The 19,169-nt window shown below is 30.9% G+C and carries 21 protein-coding genes and 1 riboswitch; all 21 genes read left to right on the forward strand.

Annotated features, from left to right (window positions below):
* Positions 1-3: 3 nt before the first annotated feature.
* The 21 genes from cobS to hemB all read left to right on the forward strand — a co-directional run bounded on the left by cobS (position 4) and on the right by hemB (position 19,169).
* Positions 4-729: an adenosylcobinamide-GDP ribazoletransferase gene (gene cobS / locus FQB35_RS05165; protein WP_148808960.1), complete on the forward strand. Its 726-nt coding sequence runs from the start codon at positions 4-6 to the stop codon at positions 727-729.
* A gap of 15 nt (positions 730-744) precedes the next feature.
* Positions 745-1,335 (forward strand): alpha-ribazole phosphatase, encoded by a 591-nt coding sequence (cobC, locus tag FQB35_RS05170; protein ID WP_148808961.1) that lies wholly within the window; start codon positions 745-747, stop codon positions 1,333-1,335.
* A 44-nt stretch (positions 1,336-1,379) separates the two neighbouring features.
* A riboswitch (cobalamin riboswitch) is annotated at positions 1,380-1,559 on the forward strand.
* A 99-nt stretch (positions 1,560-1,658) separates the two neighbouring features.
* A complete protein-coding gene (locus FQB35_RS05175; protein WP_148808962.1) occupies positions 1,659-3,062 on the forward strand; it encodes a cobyrinate a,c-diamide synthase in 1,404 nt (467 codons plus the stop codon).
* On the forward strand, positions 3,052-4,578 hold the full coding sequence (locus FQB35_RS05180) for a cobyric acid synthase (RefSeq protein WP_231701860.1): 1,527 nt from the start codon (positions 3,052-3,054) through the stop codon (positions 4,576-4,578). Before FQB35_RS05175 ends, FQB35_RS05180 begins: the two co-directional genes overlap by 11 nt.
* A gap of 2 nt (positions 4,579-4,580) precedes the next feature.
* A complete protein-coding gene (gene cbiB, locus FQB35_RS05185) occupies positions 4,581-5,546 on the forward strand; it encodes an adenosylcobinamide-phosphate synthase CbiB (protein ID WP_148808963.1) in 966 nt (321 codons plus the stop codon).
* Positions 5,543-6,625, forward strand: coding sequence for a threonine-phosphate decarboxylase CobD (cobD, locus tag FQB35_RS05190; RefSeq protein ID WP_148808964.1), 1,083 nt, complete (start codon positions 5,543-5,545; stop codon positions 6,623-6,625). The genes cbiB and cobD overlap by 4 nt, the downstream gene beginning before the upstream one ends.
* Positions 6,615-7,499, forward strand: coding sequence for a GHMP family kinase ATP-binding protein (locus tag FQB35_RS05195; RefSeq protein WP_148808965.1), 885 nt, complete (start codon positions 6,615-6,617; stop codon positions 7,497-7,499). The genes cobD and FQB35_RS05195 overlap by 11 nt, the downstream gene beginning before the upstream one ends.
* A 12-nt stretch (positions 7,500-7,511) precedes the next feature.
* Positions 7,512-8,129 carry a precorrin-8X methylmutase gene (locus tag FQB35_RS05200; protein ID WP_148808966.1) on the forward strand — a complete coding sequence of 206 codons (618 nt, stop codon included), beginning with the start codon at positions 7,512-7,514 and terminating at the stop codon, positions 8,127-8,129.
* Positions 8,130-8,146: 17 nt separating this feature from the next.
* Complete coding sequence (cbiD, locus tag FQB35_RS05205; protein ID WP_148808967.1) at positions 8,147-9,268, forward strand: cobalt-precorrin-5B (C(1))-methyltransferase CbiD; 1,122 nt, start codon at positions 8,147-8,149, stop codon at positions 9,266-9,268.
* Positions 9,261-9,890 carry a precorrin-6y C5,15-methyltransferase (decarboxylating) subunit CbiE gene (gene cbiE / locus FQB35_RS05210; RefSeq protein WP_148808968.1) on the forward strand — a complete coding sequence of 210 codons (630 nt, stop codon included), beginning with the start codon at positions 9,261-9,263 and terminating at the stop codon, positions 9,888-9,890. The genes cbiD and cbiE overlap by 8 nt, the downstream gene beginning before the upstream one ends.
* The gene (gene cbiT / locus FQB35_RS05215) at positions 9,874-10,467 is read left to right on the forward strand and encodes a precorrin-6Y C5,15-methyltransferase (decarboxylating) subunit CbiT (RefSeq protein WP_148808969.1); all 594 of its coding nucleotides are present in this window, start codon (positions 9,874-9,876) and stop codon (positions 10,465-10,467) included. The genes cbiE and cbiT overlap by 17 nt, the downstream gene beginning before the upstream one ends.
* 13 nt (positions 10,468-10,480) lie before the next feature.
* Entirely contained in the window at positions 10,481-11,230 is a 750-nt protein-coding gene (gene cobM, locus FQB35_RS05220; RefSeq protein WP_148808970.1) for a precorrin-4 C(11)-methyltransferase, read from the forward strand.
* Positions 11,230-12,300, forward strand: coding sequence for a cobalt-precorrin 5A hydrolase (gene cbiG / locus FQB35_RS05225; protein WP_148808971.1), 1,071 nt, complete (start codon positions 11,230-11,232; stop codon positions 12,298-12,300). Before cobM ends, cbiG begins: the two co-directional genes overlap by 1 nt.
* Positions 12,275-13,573 carry a glutamyl-tRNA reductase gene (hemA, locus tag FQB35_RS05230; protein ID WP_207707351.1) on the forward strand — a complete coding sequence of 433 codons (1,299 nt, stop codon included), beginning with the start codon at positions 12,275-12,277 and terminating at the stop codon, positions 13,571-13,573. The genes cbiG and hemA overlap by 26 nt, the downstream gene beginning before the upstream one ends.
* Positions 13,566-14,306, forward strand: coding sequence for a precorrin-3B C(17)-methyltransferase (gene cobJ / locus FQB35_RS05235; RefSeq protein ID WP_148808973.1), 741 nt, complete (start codon positions 13,566-13,568; stop codon positions 14,304-14,306). Before hemA ends, cobJ begins: the two co-directional genes overlap by 8 nt.
* Positions 14,303-15,067 (forward strand): cobalt-precorrin-6A reductase, encoded by a 765-nt coding sequence (locus FQB35_RS05240; RefSeq protein ID WP_148808974.1) that lies wholly within the window; start codon positions 14,303-14,305, stop codon positions 15,065-15,067. Before cobJ ends, FQB35_RS05240 begins: the two co-directional genes overlap by 4 nt.
* Positions 15,060-15,392, forward strand: a complete 333-nt coding sequence (locus FQB35_RS16395) for a precorrin-2 dehydrogenase/sirohydrochlorin ferrochelatase family protein (protein WP_148808975.1) — start codon at positions 15,060-15,062, stop codon at positions 15,390-15,392. Before FQB35_RS05240 ends, FQB35_RS16395 begins: the two co-directional genes overlap by 8 nt.
* Positions 15,385-15,708: a precorrin-2 dehydrogenase/sirohydrochlorin ferrochelatase family protein gene (locus FQB35_RS16400; RefSeq protein WP_148808976.1), complete on the forward strand. Its 324-nt coding sequence runs from the start codon at positions 15,385-15,387 to the stop codon at positions 15,706-15,708. The genes FQB35_RS16395 and FQB35_RS16400 overlap by 8 nt, the downstream gene beginning before the upstream one ends.
* Before the next feature lie 19 nt (positions 15,709-15,727).
* Positions 15,728-16,660, forward strand: a complete 933-nt coding sequence (hemC, locus tag FQB35_RS05255) for a hydroxymethylbilane synthase (protein WP_231701861.1) — start codon at positions 15,728-15,730, stop codon at positions 16,658-16,660.
* Position 16,661: 1 nt separating this feature from the next.
* Positions 16,662-18,179: a uroporphyrinogen-III C-methyltransferase gene (cobA, locus tag FQB35_RS05260; protein WP_148808977.1), complete on the forward strand. Its 1,518-nt coding sequence runs from the start codon at positions 16,662-16,664 to the stop codon at positions 18,177-18,179.
* Between the two features lie 12 nt (positions 18,180-18,191).
* Positions 18,192-19,169 carry a porphobilinogen synthase gene (hemB, locus tag FQB35_RS05265; RefSeq protein ID WP_148808978.1) on the forward strand — a complete coding sequence of 326 codons (978 nt, stop codon included), beginning with the start codon at positions 18,192-18,194 and terminating at the stop codon, positions 19,167-19,169.

The raw sequence follows: 19,169 nt of genomic DNA on the forward strand, positions 1-19,169 counted from the left end.
CCGATGAAGAAATTTATTTTGATGGTTCAGTTTTTAACAAGAATACCAATAAATGTTTATCTAAAGGTTGATGAAAAGGATTTCTCAGATGGTATTAAATATTTTCCATTAGTAGGACTTATTATAGGAATGTTTATAGTTTCTTTTTACTATATAGGATATAATATAGGCGGAGGATTTTTAGCTTCAATTATGGCTGTAGTCATTGAAGTTTTTATTACGGGAGGATTACACCTTGATGGTCTAGGTGATACTTTTGATGGAATCTACAGTAACCGTTCTAAGGATAAAATGCTAGAAATTATGAAGGACAGTAGATTAGGGACAAATGCAGCTTTAGCAATATTTTTAACAATTCTTTTAAAAATTGCTTTAATATATAGTTTACATATTCCGAATGTTTATCCAGTATTATTGCTTATGCCAGTTTTTTCTAGGTTGTGTATTGTTTATGGTGCAAGATTTTCAGTTTATGCAAGGACTAGCGGTATGGGAAATATGTTTATAGGAAAGACCAATAACAAACATGTAATAATTGCTATGTTAATCAGTAGTTTGTTATCTTTTTTAAACTTTTGGTCATTCCCTTTTATCTTTATTGGATTATTGTTTAGTATTTTTTACATAAGACATATTAGCAGCAAAATTGGTGGGATGACAGGCGATACATTAGGTGCTTTGTGTGAGTTATCAGAATTAGTTTATTTATTTTATGTTGTGATTATCTAGAAAGCAGGTGATGGTTTGCTTAAGATAATACTTGTAAGGCATGGAGAGACAGAAAATAATTGTGATGGACTTTATTGTGGTTGGAATGATATTTTTTTGACTGAAAAAGGATTAATGCAAGCAAAAAAGGTTAGTGAAAAATTAAAAGAAGAAAATTTCGATTATATTATCAGTAGTGATTTAGATAGAACAATGAAAACGGCAGAAATTATTAATCAGTATCATCATGTAGAGATTATTTTAGAAAGCAATATAAGAGAAATGAATTTTGGTTTGTGGGAAGGATTAAGCTATAAAGAGATAAAAGAAAAGTATCCAAAAGAGGTAAAGGAATGGGAAAACGATTGGATTGATTATGTTACGCCAAATGGAGAAAGTGTAAAACAAATGTATGAGAGGGTTACAAAAGCAATAGATAAAATTATCCATAAAAATAAAAGAGGAAATATCCTAATTGTTGCACATGCAGGATCTATTCGTGCTATATTAGCATATTTAATCGGCAGAGGAATGAAAGATTATTGGAAATATAAAATAGATAATTGTGGTATTTGTATTATTGAGATAATAGATAAATTTCCAGTTTTAACTGCTTTGAATCAGTAATATACATTTATTGAAATAAATGTAGAATTTTGATAGGATGAAACAAGGAAAATAAAAAAATAGGTGTCGTAAGACTTAATAAGGAAGTTCGGTGAAATTCCGACACAGCCCCCGCTACTGTAAGTGAGGATGAAATCGAAAAATGTCACCTGTAGAATACAGGGAAGACATCGAGAGTAAGTTGATTCACAAGTCAGGAGACTTGCCTATTTTATGCGTTATGTACCTTCGGTGGGAAGGGAACAGGAACTGAAACTTGTTCGTGCCCTGGCCAGCGCTGGTCAGGGTATTTTAATGCGAAATTTTTTGAAGGGATGATGAATATGAAGTTTCCTAGATTTGTACTAGCTGGAACTCAAAGTGGAGTAGGAAAAACCACAATATCAATAGGAATTATGGCTGCTTTTAAAAAAAGAGGATTAAACGTACAACCATTTAAGGTAGGACCTGATTATATAGACCCTGCTTTTCATAGTTTTGTAACAAAAAATAAATCTAGAAATTTGGATAGCTGGATGATTAAACCGAATATTATTATGAGTTTGTTTTTAAAAAATTCTCTATGTAAGGATATATCTATTGTAGAAGGGGTTATGGGTTTATATGATGGGTATGGAACCAAAAAAGATGAGGGAAGCACTGCTCATGTTTCAAAGATTATTCAAGCACCTGTTATTTTAATTGTTGATGGAAAAGGTATGTCTTCAAGTGCAGCGGCTCAAGTATTAGGATATAAGTTATATGATGAATGTGTTGATATAAAAGGAATAATTATTAACAATATTTCAGGAGATTCGCACTACAATTTATTAAAAGAAAGTATTGAAAGAGATACAAAAATCAAATGTGTAGGGTATTTAAGGTCAAATGCTCATATTGCTTTAGAGAGTAGACATTTAGGATTGATTCCTAGTGTTGAATTAAAGGGTTTAGAGAAAAAAATAGAAGAAATTGCTGAAATGGTAGAAGAAACCATAGATTTAGATGCATTAATAATGATTGCAAATGAAGCAAAATCTATTGAGTATCAACCACCAAAAGTAAAAGAAATTGTAAAAAATATAAATATAGGTGTTGCATTAGATAAATCTTTTAATTTTTATTATGAAGATAATTTGGATTTATTAAAAGATTTAGGAGCAAACTTAATTTACTTTAGTCCTATAGAAGATGAAGATCTTCCTGAAAATTTACATGGATTATATATAGGAGGAGGCTTTCCGGAGGTATTTGCAAAAGAACTGGAAAAAAATATAAAGATGAGAGAAAAAATAAAAGAAGCAATCAAAAATGGGATACCAACTTATGCTGAATGTGGAGGATTCATGTATTTATCTAAAGCTATAACTACATTAGAAGATGAAAAATATGAGATGGTTGGAATATTTGATACGGAAGCTAAAATGACGAAGAGATTACAAAGATTTGGGTACGTCCATGTAAATATAGAAAAACCTTGTGCTATTGCTAAAGAAAAAAATCATGTTAAAGCCCATGAATTTCATCGTTCTATGATTGATGAGAATACACAAAATGAATATGTATATGTAGTGGATAAAATTAGAAATGGAGAAAAAATAAAAACTTGGAAATGTGGATTGAAAAAGTATAATGCCTTAGGAGCATATGCCCATATACATTTTTATAGTAACACAGGTATTGCAAAGGATTTTATAGAAAATTGCATGCTATACAGAGATAGGAGTAGTGAAAAAAATGAAAAATAAAAGTTTGATGTTTCAAGGTACAGCATCTTCTGTAGGAAAAAGTTTATTAACAGCAGCCTTTTGCAGGATTTTTCATCAAGATGGTTACAAGGTAGCTCCTTTTAAATCACAGAATATGGCCCTAAATTCTTATATTACAAAAGAAGGTTTAGAGATGGGTAGGGCTCAGGTAGTACAAGCAGAAGCATCGTGTATAGAACCGAGTGTACTGATGAACCCTGTTCTTTTAAAACCAACAACGGATAAAAAATGTCAGGTAATTCTTAATGGTAAAGTGCATAAGAATATGTCTGCTAAAGAATATCATGAATTTAAGCCAGCTTTATTAGAAATGGTAAAAGAGTCTTTTGAAAAATTAGCAAAAAACAATGATATAGTTGTAATAGAAGGAGCAGGAAGTCCAGCAGAAATCAATTTAAGGGATAAGGATATTGTGAATATGGGTATGGCAGACTTAGTAGATGCTCCTGTAATATTAATTGGAGATATTGATCGTGGTGGTGTTTTTGCATCTATATATGGAACTATTATGTTGCTTACAGAAGAAGAGAGAAAAAGAGTAAAAGGAGTTATTATCAATAAATTTAGAGGAGATTTAGAAATCTTAAAACCTGGGATTAAGATGTTAGAAGAATTAATTAAAATACCAGTTTTAGGAGTAGTCCCATATTATAATGTACAGATAGAAGATGAGGATAGTCTAGCAGAGAGATTTAGAAGTCAAAGCCGAAGAAATGGACAAATAGAGGTTGCAGTATTATATCTTCCTCATGTGTCAAACTTTACAGATTTTAATGTGTTTGAAACACAAGAGGATGTAAATTTGCGATATATTATGAAAGGACAGCGCATTGGAAATCCTGATATACTCATTATTCCAGGTTCTAAAAATACCATTGAGGATTTGGTGTATTTAAGGGAAACAGGATTAGAAGAAGAAATTTTAAGACTAAATAGGCAAGGGAAATTAATAATAGGCATATGTGGCGGATACCAAATGTTAGGAAAAAAGATTTGTGACCCACATGAGACAGAAAGCAATATCAAAGAAATTAATGGATTAGGGCTTTTAGATACGGAGACAATTTTTGAATTAGAAAAGACAACAACACAGGTTGAAGCGGAAATAATTGCTTCTGTACAAAATGCTTTAAAAGGAACACAAGGCATGATTGTTAAGGGATATGAAATACATATGGGGCAAACAAAATTAGGAGAAGATAGTTTTGTTCTAAATCATATAAAAAAGAGATTAAATCAAGAAGTTTGCATTGAAGATGGAGCTATAAATAGTACAGGAAATGTAATAGGAACTTATATACATGGTATTTTTGATAATATTCAATTTACAAGAAAGCTTCTTAACAATATTAGAAAAGAGAAGGGATTAGATGAAAAAGAAAGTAATGTAGAAAGCTTTGAAGAATTCAAAGAAAGAGAATATGATAAGCTTGCAAAAATTGTTAGAGAAAATGTAGATTTAGAAAAAATATATAAAATTGTTCAGGGTGAGTAAGCATGTTGACAATCGTAATGGGCTATTTTGCTGATTTAATATGGGGAGATCCTTATTGGATACCCCATCCTATAAGATTTATTGGAATGGGAATAAAAAATACTGAAAACTTTTTAAGAAAATTCTGCAAGAATTCTAATGATGAAAAATTATTAGGTATTCTGTTAACCTTGATAATTGTTAGTTGCTCATATCTGATAACGTTTTTACTCATTAAGATAGCAGGGTGGATAAATCCATATTTCGGACATTTTTTAGAAGCTTTCTTGATTTTTCAGATATTAGCAAGTAAAAGTTTAGATACTGAAAGTAGAAAAGTACTAAACCAGTTAAAAAAAGGAGATTTGAAAGAGTCAAGAAAGTATTTGTCATATATTGTTGGAAGAGAAACAAATGAGCTTAATGAAGATGAAATTATAAGAGCTACGGTAGAAACTATTGCAGAGAATGCTTCTGATGGGATAATTGCACCATTGTTTTTTATTTTTATTGGGGGTGCTCCATTAGGAATAGCTTATAAAGCAGTTAATACATTAGATTCTATGGTAGGATATAAAAATGAAAAATATTTATATTTTGGCTGGGCTTCAGCCAAATTTGATGACTTAATAAATTATATACCAGCTAGGCTAACAGCATTGTTTATGGTGATTGCTTCTTTTCTTAGGGGATATGATTGGAAAAATAGCATACGAATCATAAAAAGAGATAGAAAAAATCATAAAAGTCCTAATTGTGCTTATCCAGAATCAGCAGTAGCAGGAGCTCTTAGGATACAAATTGGAGGAACTAATACATATTTTGGAAAGAAGGTTTATAAACCTACTATAGGAGATTCATTAAGAGCATTAGAACGTGAAGATATCGATAAAAGTATAAAAATTATGTATACTACATCTGCTGTAGCGATGATAGTTTTTCTTATAATAAAATTTATACTTTTGTTGTTATTAGGAGGGGTAAGATGAAGTGTGTAAAGCATGGTGGAAATATATATGAAATTGCAGATAAGCTAGGAGTAGGAAAGGAAGAAATTATTGATTTTAGTGCAAATATTAACCCCCTTGGACTGCCCGATTCATACAAAGAAGCGTTAGTTAAAAATATAAATATTATTGAAAACTATCCTGACCCTAAGTATAGAGGCTTGGTTGAAGCAATTGCAAATTATCATCATATAGACAATAAGTATATTACTGTAGGTAACGGTGCTACTGAAGTGATTTTTTCTATTATTGAAAATTTGAAACCAAGGAGAAGTTTGATTCTCGCTCCTACTTTTTTAGAATATGAAAGGGCACTTATAAGAGCAGGAAGTTATGTTGAATATTATTATTTAAAGGAAGAAAATGATTTTCAAATAGAGGATGAATTTTTAAAAGATATAGATGAAAATTTAGATTTAATTATTCTTTGTAATCCTAATAATCCAACAAGTCAACTTATTGATAAAAATAGAATGGTTAAGATTATAAACCATTGTAAAAAGAATAATATATCCTTAATGATTGATGAAGCTTTTGTTGATTTTGTTGATGACCCTGATCAAGTAACTATGCTTTCATTTGTCAAAGATTATAAAAATCTATATATTATTAGGGCATTAACAAAGTTTTTTGCCATTCCTGGATTAAGAATAGGATATGGAATTACATCTAATGAAAACTTATTAAAAAATATAAATGATTATAAAGAACCATGGACGATTAATAGTTATGCAGCTATGGCAGGAGAAGTAGTGTTAAAAGATCAATTCTATATTAAAAGAAGCAGAGAATGGATTATGGCTGAAAAAGTACATTTTTATAGCCAATTAAAGAAAATTAATAGTATCAAAGTGTACAAGCCAAAAGCAAATTACATATTATTTAAGCTGCTAGGGGATAAAAAAGATTTGAGAGAAGCATTACTTAAAAAGAAGATTTTAATAAGAAGCTGTAGCAATTATATAAATATGAACAATTCTTTTTATAGAATTGCAATTAAGGATAGAAAAACAAATGAAAAATTTATAAAAGCATTAAAAGAGGTATTATATGAAAGTTAAAACTATGTGTCCAGCTTCATGTGGAGAACTTTTACAGGGAGAACTTAATGGAGGAGAAAAATTAATATCTTATCCTATAGATATTTATACAGTAGCTGTGATAGAAGAAGTCAAAAATCCAGTTAGAGATATGAGAATAAGAAAGGCTACAGAAGCTATTTATAAAACTTTAGATTATTTTGGTATGCATCAAAAGATAGGCGATACTCTAGCTCTTAATATTGAGTCAGATATTACTATTGAGAAAGGGATGGCAAGCAGTACAGCAGACATTGCAGCAACAGCGGTTGCTACAGCAGCATTAATTGGGAAAAAGCTATCAAATGATGCCCTTGCACGAATTTGTACGGAAATTGAGCCTACAGATAGTACTATATTTAAGATGTTGACGCTTTTTGATCATTTAAATGGCATAAGGATTAGAAGCTTTGACTGGAATCCATGTCTAGATGTATTGGTTTTGGAATCAGATAAAAAGTTAAATACGGAAGAATTTAGAAGACAGGATTATAAATTTTTAAGAAAGAAAAATAAACAAAAAGTAGAAAAGGCTTATGAAATATTTGTATCTAGCTATGAAAGAAAAGATTTTTCACTTTTAGGAAAAGCTGCAACAATGAGTGCTTTAGCAAACCAAAATATTTTATATAAAGAGAAACTAAAAGAGATTATGGACATTTCTTTTAGGTATGGATGTTATGGTGTAAATGTTGCCCATAGTGGTACAGTAATAGGCATTATATTTGAAAAAAGTAAAGTAGATGTAGAGAAATTAATAGAAGCATTAAGAGAAAAATTAATCTACTTATATTATAGTAAGTACTATATCACAAAAATGGTAGAAGGTGGAGTTCGTATATTGGATGAAAATTAGGAGGAGATAAAGATGGATTATATAAAGGTACCACATCTTATAGAAGAGAAAAGCTTTGAGATTATAACAGAAGAATTAGGAGATAAAACTTTTCCAGAAGAGATAGGGAAAATTATCAAGCGAGTGATTCATACAACAGCAGATTTTCAATATGCAGATATTACTGTGATTTCTCCTGATGCTATTGCATCTGCAAAAAAAGCTATAAAATCAGGAGCTCATATTGTTACAGATACAAAAATGGCAATGTCAGGGATTAATAAGGCAAGACTTTTGAAATATAAAGGAGAGGTACACTGCTATATATCTGATGAAGATGTAGCAAAGAAAGCAAAAGAACAAGGGATAACAAGAGCAATGGCTGCAATGGAAAAAGCTATTGGTGATGAAAAAAATAAGATTTTTGTTATAGGAAATGCACCTACTGCTTTATTTAAATTAAAGCAATTTATTGAAGAAGGAAAAGTAAAGCCCGATCTTGTTGTAGGTGTACCAGTAGGTTTTGTAGGAGCAGCTGAATCTAAAGAAGCCTTTGAAAAATTGAATGTTCCATATATTGTAACAAGAGGTCGTAAAGGTGGAAGTACAGTAGCAGCAGCTATTGTGAATGCTATTTTGTATATGCTGTAGGCAAAAGAGGGGAAAAAATGTTAGATAGATACATTGTAAAAGATGGAAAAAAAATGCGATATGGATATACTACGGGTTCATGTGCTGCTGCTGCTTCTAAGGCAGCAGCGATTATGGCTGTTACTGGAAAAAAAGTAGATTTTGTGAGGATTGATACACCAAAAGGATGGAAATTAGATATAAAAGTGAAAGAATATAAAATAGGAGATAATTATGCTACTTGCTCTGTAGAGAAAGACGGCGGAGATGATCCTGATAATACCCATGGAATTTTGATAACTTCTTCTGTTAAGATTGTTGATGAGCCTAAAATAGAGATAAAAGGTGGAAAAGGAGTGGGTATTGTTACAAAACCAGGATTAGCTATTTTACCTGGGAATCCTGCTATTAATCCAGTTCCAAAGATGATGATAAAAAAAGAAGTAGCAGAGGTTTTACCAGAAAACAAAGGAGCTATTATTACTATATCTGTTCCAAAAGGAGAAGAAATTGCAAAAAAGACATTTAATCCTAGATTAGGTATTGTTGGAGGAATTTCTATTTTAGGAACATCTGGTATTGTTGTTCCTATGTCAGAGGAAGCTTTTAAAGAGTCTTTAGCTCTTGAAATTAAAATGGCTGCACAAGAAGGTATAGAAAAACTAATACTTGTTCCCGGAAATTATGGAAAAGACATGGCTATAAAGTATTATAAACTTGATGAAAGATATGTGATTAGAACAAGTAATTTTATAGGATTTATGCTTGAGCAATGTGTAGAGAATGGAATAAAAGAGGTATTGATGATTGGCCATATTGGAAAATTTGTCAAATTAGCGGGAGGAATTTTTCATACCCATAGTAAGGTAGCTGATGGACGAATGGAAATATTAGCTGCAAATATAGCTCTTCTAGGAGGATCATGTGAGTTTATAGAAGAATTACTTGAATGTGTTACAACCGAAGCAGCTATAGAGATGATAAAACAAAGGGGTTATGAGAAAGTTTTTGAAGCATTATGCAATAAAGCAGAAAATAGATGTAAGACTAGAGTATATGATGAATTAAATGTGGGGGTTATTATGTTTTCTATGGATAAAAAAATTTTAGGGGTAGGTATACAGGCAAAAAAAATATTGGAGGAATTTAAAAATGCATAAGATTTACGTGCTTGGTATTGGGCCAGGAAGTAAAGAATATATATTACCTATCACTACAAAAATAATTAAAGACAGTGATGTTTTAATAGGAGGAGAAAGAAATTTACAAAATTTTAAAGATTCAGGAAAGGAAATAAAATATATAGGTAAAAATTTAAAAGAATTGATTAAATATACAAAAGAACATATGCAAAAAAAGAAAATTTCTTATTTACTATCAGGGGATACAGGGTTTTATAGTATGCTAAAGTTTTTAAAGAAACACTTTAAAAATGAAGAGTTAGAAGTTATACCAGGAATTAGTTCGTATCAATACTTAATGGCGAAAATTAATGATACATGGCATGATGCATATATAGGAAGTTTACATGGCAGAAGTTTTGATTTTATAAAAAAAGTAAAAAAGCATCATAAAGTAATTTTACTTACAGACTATAAATATTCTCCAAAGGAGATTGCAAAATTAATGATTCAATCTCAAATAAATGGAAAAATAATGATTGTAGGAGAAAATTTATCTTATGAAAATGAAAAGATTACAATTGCTTCTCCTAAAGAAATTATAAAGATGTCTGATTTTCAGATGTCAGTGGTGGTGATAAAAGATGAAATGGAAGTTTAAAACACCTGGAATTCCGGATAAATTTTTTATTCGAGGAAATGTTCCTATGACGAAGGAAGAAGTAAGAGCTGTTACTCTTTCAAAGTTGAGATTGAGAAAAGATTCTATTATGGTGGATGTGGGTGCTGGTACAGGGTCTATTGCCATTGAAGCAGCGCACGTTTGCACAAATGGAGAAGTTATCGCTATTGAAAAAAATTCTGAAGGAATAGAATTAATAAAACAAAACAGTGAAAAATTTGGCGTTTATTTAAAAATTCTTCATGGAAATGCAGCAGAATGTTTAAAAGAAATAAATAAATTTGATAGGGTTATCATTGGTGGTAGTGGAGGAGAATTAGAAGAAATTATAAAAATTTGCTATGAAAAACTAACAACAGAAGGTATATGCGTGATAAATTGTATAACAATTGAAACATTGTATGAATCAATGAAGTATCTGAAAGAGATAGGATTTAGCATGATAGATGTTGTTTCTGTAAATGTGTCTAGAGGGAAATTGGTTGGAAGATATACACTGATGGAAGCTTTAAATCCAATTTACATTATTTCAGGTATAAAAACAAATTTATTATAAAGGGGGAAAAATAATGGTATATTTTATAGGTGCAGGGCCAGGAGATCCTGATTTAATTACTGTCAAAGGAAAGAAAATTGTAGAACAAGCAGATGTTATTATTTATGCAGGTTCTTTAGTAAATAAACAAATTATAGATTGTAGAAAAAAAGATGCGATTGTTTATAATAGTGCCTCTATGACCCTAGAAGAGGTAATAGATACAATAGAAAAAGCTGAAAAAGAAGGAAAACTTGTAGCTAGAGTACATACAGGAGATCCGAGTATTTATGGTGCCATAAGAGAGCAAATGGATTTATTAGAAGAAAAGGGAATTGATTATAAGATTATACCAGGAGTAAGTTCTTTTGTAGGAGCTGCAGCTGCTATTAATAAAGAATTTACCCTACCAGGGGTTACACAAACTGTAATATTAACAAGAATGGAAGGAAGAACACCAGTTCCAGAAAAAGAAAGTCTTGAAAGTTTGGCTAAGCATAGAGCTTCTATGTGTATATTCTTATCTGTACATATGATTGATGAAGTAATAAAGCGGCTTTCTACCCATTATCCTATGAATACACCAATTGCGGTCATTCAAAAAGCTACTTGGGATGATCAAAAAATAGTCCTCGGAACACTACAAAATATTGCTCAAAAAGTAAAAATAGCAGGCATTACAAAAACAGCACAAATTCTAGTAGGCGATTTCCTGGGAAATGAATACGAATATTCAAAGCTTTATGATAAGAATTTTAGCCATGAATATAGGTCTGCAAAATAATGGATAAAGCAATCATTACCCTTACAAAAGGTGGAACTGAGCTTGGGATGAAATTATTAGAACACATAGATAAAGCTGTTTTATACACAAATCCCAAGTTTTATATAAAAGAGAAGCATGTAAAGAAAATAGATGGCAAAATTGTTGAATTTATAGGAAAGATATTCAACAAATATAAATGCTTGATTTTTATCATGGCTACGGGAATCGTTGTAAGATCTATAGCTCCTTATATTAAAGATAAAAAAATAGATCCAGCTGTTATTGTTTTAGATGAAGAGGGGAAAAATGTAATTAGTTTATTGTCAGGTCATATTGGAGGAGCTAATGAGTATACAAATAAAATTGCAAGTATTTTAAATGCAAATCCTGTGATTACTACAGCATCTGATGTAAAAAATACTTTAGCTGTAGATACATTAGCTATGGAACTTAATTGTGAAATAGAAGATTTTCAAGATGCTACAAAGGTTACAGCACACATTGTAAATGGAGAAAAGGTTGGAATTATTTCGGATATTTGTATTGGTAGAGTATTGCCTGAAAACATGGTAGAAATTGATTTTAAAAATAAACCACATGAAGAATTTAAAGGATTTATTTATATTACGGATAAAAGAATTTTAAGTCCTGTAGAAAGTGATTGCGTTGTACTTAGACCCAAAAATATTGTTATAGGCATTGGTTGTAGGCGCAAAAAGCCTGTTGATAAAATTATAGAAGCTATTGAGGATAGTCTAATATCTTTGAATATATCAAAAAAGAGCATAAAGCATATTGCTACTGTAGATGTAAAAAAGAATGAAGAAGGGATAATACAAGCAGCAAAATTATTAGGAGTACCTTTAGTAATTGTAGATAGAGAAAAAATTAAAGAAGTAGAAGATCAATTTAAAGGTTCAGAATTTGTAAAAAAAAGAATAGGCGTTTGTGCAGTAAGTGAACCAGTAGCATTTTTAAGCAGTGAAAGTGGTCAAATGATTCAAAAAAAGAAAGTTTATGATGGTATAACGATTGCAGTATTTAGAGAAGGTGAGAAGAAAAATGGAAATTGTTGTAATCGGAATTAATCACAAAAATTCCCCACTTGAGATTAGAGAAAAAGTTTCATTTTCAAAAAGTAATCTAGAAAAAGCATATGCACTATTGAAAAGGAATGCATATATAGATGAAGTTGTAATTTTATCGACTTGTAATCGAAGTGAGATTACTGCAGTTGTTACAGATGTTGATAAAGGTATAAGTTCACTTAAAACATTTTATAGTCATTTTTTTTATTTAGAAAATACATTACTTGAAAAGCATTTCTTTATAAATGTATCAGATCATGCAGTAAAACATGTTTTTCAGCTAGCAGCAGGACTGGAGTCTTTAGTTTTAGGGGAAGATCAAATATTAGGACAAGTAAGACAGGCACATTCATATGCTTTAGAAATAGGAATGACGGGCAAAATACTCAATAAATTGTATCGAGAAGCCATTACAACTGCAAAAAGAATAAAAAGAGAAACGGCTATATCACAAAATTCTTTGTCTATTAGTTCTATTGCTGTAAAATTTGTTGAGCAGATATTCGGAGATTTAACTAACAAAAAGGTATTGGTTATTGGTGTTGGAAAAATGAGTCGAATAGCAATAGAAAACCTAATCTATAAAGGGGTAAAAGAAATATATGTAACGAATAGAACGGTAGGTCATGCTATAGATTTATCTGAAAGATATAAAGAAATTCGTGTTATTGAATTTCAAGAAAGATATAAGATGATTCCAAATATAGATATTATTATTACTTCAACGAGTGCACCCCATTATGTGCTAAAGAAAGAAGAGGTTAAAAAGTATCATTGTAAAGGGGATAAGCTTTGTATTGTGGATATTGCAGTTCCAAGAGATGTAGATCCTGAAATTGGAAAGCTTCAAGGTGTTTCTTTATATGCATTAGATGAACTAAAAAGAGTATCTATTGAAAACATGGAGTCAAGATTAGAAGCAGCAAAAGAAGCTATTGAGATGATCATTGAAGAATGTATTAAGTTTGAAAATTGGTATAATTGTCTACCAGTGTTTCCAGTTATAGAAGAAATACAAGATCATAGCTTAGAAATATTAGAAGAAGAAATGGAAAGCTTAATGAAAAGACTTGATAAAGTTTCAACGAAAGATAAAGAACTGATTGAAATTGTTATGAGAAGTTTAACAAAAAAACTTATAAAGAGGCCTATTTTAAACTTAAAGAGAGCAGGAGAAGATCGAAAAGGCAAATTATATGCAAAAATTGCTAGTGAATTGTTTGGAATGAATGCATACAGTTGTAAAAAAGATTGGGGGCAAAAAAATGCTTAAAACTGGAAAAATATATGTAGTAGGATTAGGACCTGGAGATAGATTGCATATGAGCGAGAGAGCGCGCAGGGCTATTTTAGATTCTGAAGCAGTGGTAGGATATAAAACGTATATTCATTTGATAGAAGATTTACTTGAAGGTAAAGAAGTAATTGACTCAGGAATGAGAAAAGAAGTAGAAAGATGTAATCTAACTTTAGATAAGGCACTAGAAGGAAAAAATGTTTCAATTATTAGCAGTGGAGATGCAGGCGTTTATGGGATGGCAGGGATTATGCTTGAAGTAGTAAATGAGAAGAAGGTGCAAGTGGAAATAGAAGTGATACCGGGAATTACTGCTGCTAATGCAGCGGCATCAGTCCTCGGAGCGCCGATGATGCATGATTTTGCAGTTATATCTTTAAGTGATTTATTGACAGACTGGGAATTAATAAAGAAAAGGATTGAATGTGCATCTATAGGAGATTTTGTAGTAGCATTATATAATCCTAAAAGTAAAGGTAGAGTACATCAAATAGAAGAAGCGAGAGAGATTATGTTAAAACATAAATTACCAAATACACCTGTAGGAATTGTAAGGAATGCAAAAAGAAGTGGTGAAGAAGTTGTAATCACTGATTTAGAAAATATGTTAAATCATTCTATTGATATGTTTACAGTTGTTATAATAGGAAATGCAAAAACTTATGTTAAAAATGGAAAAATGATTACGCCTAGAGGGTATCATCTATGATTATGGTTTTGAGTGGTACAAAAGACGGCAGAGAAGTTGTAAAGCTTCTTTTAGAGTGTGGCTATCCATTGATTGTAACAACAGCTACAACTTATGGTGCAAGCTTGATAGAAAAGAAAGAACTATGTACAGTTATACCTAAAAAACTGAGCAAAAAAGAGATGGAAAAATTAATTGTGAATAAAAAAATAAAATTGCTAATTGATGCAACCCATCCTTATGCAGAAGAAGTTTCAGAAAATGCCATGAAAGCCTGTGAAAATACAAATATTATTTATTATCGATATGAAAGAAAAAAATCCAAAATAGATGTATATAAAGAGATTATTCAATATGTTCCAAGTTATGAAAAAGCAGTAGAAAAATTAAAAGATTTTAAAGGAAACATCTTGTTAACAACAGGAAGCAAAACATTAGAAATGTTTGCAAATTGTTTGGATGAAAGCAGGTTGTTTCCACGTGTACTGCCAGTTAGCGATGTAATTAAAAAATGTGAAATGCTTAAGATAAAACCATCAAATATTATTGCGATGCAAGGACCATTTTCTATGGAAATGAATATGGAAATGATAAAAAAATATAAAATAGATATTTTGGTATCTAAAGAAAGCGGTAATATGGGAGGGACTCTTGAAAAATTAGAAGCTGCTAAAAAAATGAAAATCCCAGTATTGTTAATTGAAAGACCAAAGATAGAATATAAAAATATATTAAGTAGTGTAGAGGACTTAATGAATAAAGTGAGTGAAATATATGGCTAAATACTATCCTATTATGTTAGATATTTCTAATAAAAGATGCGTTGTTATTGGAGGGGGTAATGTAGCAGAGAGAAAAGTTAATTCTCTATTAGAACATGGTGCAAAAGTTACTGTTATAAGTCCTAAGATAACAGAGAAACTAAGAGAATTTCAACTAAAGAATAAAATCAAATGGATAAAAAGAGAGTATCGATTAGGAGACATTAAGGGCTATTATTTAGTATATGTTGCAACAGATAATAGGAAGGTTAATGAAAGTTGTTTAGAAGAAGCAAAAAGAAGAAGACATATTAATAAATGTTGTAGATCAACCAGCTATGTGTAATTTTATCGTTCCTGCTTCCGTAAAAAGGGGAGATTTACATATAACTGTTTCAACAAATGGAAAAAGTCCTATGCTATCTAAAAAAATAAAAGAAGATTTAGAAGAAACCTTTGGAGAAGAATATATTGAATATATAAATGCTTTGGGGGATTTAAGAAAGCTTGTTTTAGAAGAGATTGATGATATAAAAATAAGGAAAAAAGTATTTCAAAAATTTATATATAATGATTTATTAAATCAGTATAAAAGAGGAGAAATTGAAGATATAAAAAAAGCTTTAAATGAGTTATATAATAAAGTCATACAAGAATTCTAGATTGGAAAAGGTGAAAAATATGATAAAAAAGAAAGTTGTTGTTGGTTCAAGGGCAAGTGATCTTGCTTTGAATCAAACCTATTGGGTAATTGATCGATTAAGAGAAAATTTTCCTCAATTCACGTATGAAGTAGTAAAAATTAGAACAATCGGGGATAAAATTTTAGATAAAACATTGAATAAAATTGGTGGAAAAGGTCTATTTGTAAAAGAAATTGAAGCAGCTCTTCTGAATAATGAAATTGATATGGCTGTACATAGCATGAAGGATGTACCAACAGAGATGGTTAACGATTTAATGATAGGAGCTATCACAGATAGAGAAGATGTAAGGGATGTTTTAATTAGTAAAGATGGATTAGGGCTTGAAAGTCTAAGAATTGGTGCTAGAATTGGTACAAGCAGTTTAAGAAGGGCAGCACAACTTTTATCTTATAGACCTGATTTTGTGATTGAGCCTATTCGTGGAAATATTGCAACACGAATGAATAAAATAGAAACAATGGACTTAGATGGTGTTATTTTAGCAGCTGCGGGAATCTTGCGAATGGGGTGGAAAGACAAAATTTCGGAGTATATTTCTAATAATATATGTACGCCAGCTGTTGGGCAAGGAGCATTAGGGATACAAATTAGAAAAGATGATGATTTTATGAAGTCTATTGTAAAAAAGTTAAATAATTCTGATGTTGAGATTGCAGTAAAAGCAGAAAGAAGCTTTATGAAAACACTAAATGGAGGATGTCATGTTCCAATAGGTGCATATGCACAGACACAAGGAGATAGAATTTTTATGACAACAGTCATTGCCTCACCAGATGGAAAAGATTTAATTAAATTACAGGATGTGTGTGAAAAAGAGAACTTTGAAGCACTTGGTGTAAAAATGGCAAAGGAAAGCCTAAAGAATGGTGGAGAGAAAATATTAAAAAATATTGAGGTAGGTGACTAACGTGGCGATAGGAAAAGTTTTTTTAATAGGAGCGGGTCCTGGAGACTACAAATTAATAACGTTAAAGGGAATAGAGTGTATTCAAAAAGCAGATGTTGTATTATATGATAGATTGGCAAGCCCTAAATTATTAAAATTTGCTAGAGAAGATGCAGAGTTAATTTATGTAGGAAAAGCTCCAAATAATCATGCATATACACAAGAAGAAATTAATGATGTACTTGTTAAAAAAGCTTCAGAAGGAAAAATAGTTGCTAGATTAAAAGGAGGAGATCCTTTTGTTTTTGGAAGAGGTGGAGAAGAAGCACAGAAACTAAAGGAAAATGGAATAAGTTTTGAAATTGTTCCTGGGATTACTTCAGCTATATCAGTGCCAGCTTATTCAGGTATACCTGTAACCCATAGAAATGTAAGTTCTTCTTTTCATGTTATTACTGGCAATGAGGATCCAACAAAAGAAGAAAATGTAGTAGATTATAAAGCTCTAGCGAAAATAGAAGGAACCCTTATTTTTCTAATGGGTGTAAAAAATATTGGGAAAATATGTGAAAGTCTTATAAAATATGGTCAAAGTCCTGATAGACCAGTAGCAGTAATTATGAAAGGAACTACAATAGAACAAAAAATGATTAAAGGAACTTTATCAAATATTTATGATAAAGTAAAAGAGAATGATTTTAAGAATCCATCCATTATTATTATAGGTGAGGTTGTAAATTTATCTGAAGTATTAGGGTGGTATGAAAAAAAAGCTTTATTTGGAAAGAAAGTATTAGTTACAAGAACAAGACAACAAGCAAGTTATTTATCGAGAAAACTTGAAAGTTTAGGGGCTGAAGCAATAGAGTTTCCAACGATAAAAATAGAAAAGCCAAAAGTTTTTGATGAAATAGACAAAGCTATAGGGAAAATAGAGCAGTATCAGTGGATCATATTTACGAGTGTGAATGGTGTTGTTGCATTTTTTGAGCGAATGAAGCGATTAAACTTTGATATAAGATTATTGTATAATGCTAAGCTTGTTGCTATAGGACCTGCTACTGCTAAGAGTTTAGAAGATAGAGGCTTTACTATTGAATATGTGCCAGAAGAATATAGAGCAGAAGGAATTATTGAAGGGCTAAAAGACAAGATAAAAGAGGGAGATTTTGTGCTTTTACCAAGAGCAGATATTGCAAGAGAAGTGTTAATCAAAGAGTTACAAAATATAGGTGCGAAAGTTGACAATATACATGTTTATCATACAGTTGTGCCGAAACAAGATAGAGAGAAGCTATTAAAAATACTTAAAGATGATGGAATAGATGTGATTACTTTTACTAGTTCTTCTACAGTGAAAAATTTCATGGAGATTTTAGGAGAAGAAAACAGATTTTTATTAAAAGATAAAAAAATGGCTGTTATTGGACCGATTACAGAAGAAACTGCAAAAGACTTAGGATTAAATGTTGTTATAAAGGCAAAAGAGTATACCATTGATGGTCTTGTTACAGCAATAAAAAATTATTATAATCAGTAAAGGGGGAGCAAGATGACACTTGTGAACAGACCAAGGAGATTAAGAAGAAATTCTGCTATAAGAAGTTTGATTAAAGAGACGAAACTTGATGTGAATGATTTTATTTATCCATTGTTTGTAGTAGAAGGAAAAGGGATAAAGAGAGAAATAGAAAGTTTATCTAATAATTACCACTTTTCTGTGGATCAGTTAAAGGATGAAATAAATGAAATTACAGAATTAGGAATAAAAGCAATTATATTATTTGGATTGCCTGATAAAAAAGATTGCTTTGGAAGTGAAGCTTATAATGATAATGGAATCGTGCAAAAAGCAATAAGAGAAATAAAAAAAGTAAATAAAAATTTATTAGTTATTACCGATATTTGCATGTGTCAATATACAGATCATGGACATTGCGGCATTATTAAAGAGGATTATGTAGATAATGATGAAACATTAAAATATTTAGCTAAAATTGCTCTATCCCATGCAAAAGCTGGTGCTGATATGGTAGCTCCTTCAGACATGATGGATGGAAGAATTGGTGTAATTAGAAGCATTTTGGATCAGAATGGTTTTATGGATGTTTCGATTATGGCTTATAGTGCAAAATACGCTTCTGCTTTTTATGGACCTTTTAGGGTGGCTGCTAATTCAGCTCCAGGATTTGGAGATCGAAAAACTTATCAAATGGATCCTGCAAATAGTGATGAAGCACTAAGAGAAGTTGAACTTGATCTTAAAGAAGGGGCAGATATTGTTATGGTAAAACCTGCTCTTGCTTATCTAGATGTTATTAGACGTGTAAAGGATAATTTTAATGTACCAATAGCGGCTTATAATGTAAGTGGTGAATATGCAATGATCAAGGCAGCAGCAGAAAAAGGATTAATCCATGAACAAAAAATTGTTTTAGAAAAACTTGTAGCTATGAAAAGAGCAGGAGCAGATATGATTATTACATACCATGCAAAGGATGCTGCAAGATGGTTAAGAGAGGAGTGGTAA

Source organism: Crassaminicella thermophila (assembly GCF_008152325.1).
Classification (GTDB): domain Bacteria; phylum Bacillota; class Clostridia; order Peptostreptococcales; family Thermotaleaceae; genus Crassaminicella_A; species Crassaminicella_A thermophila.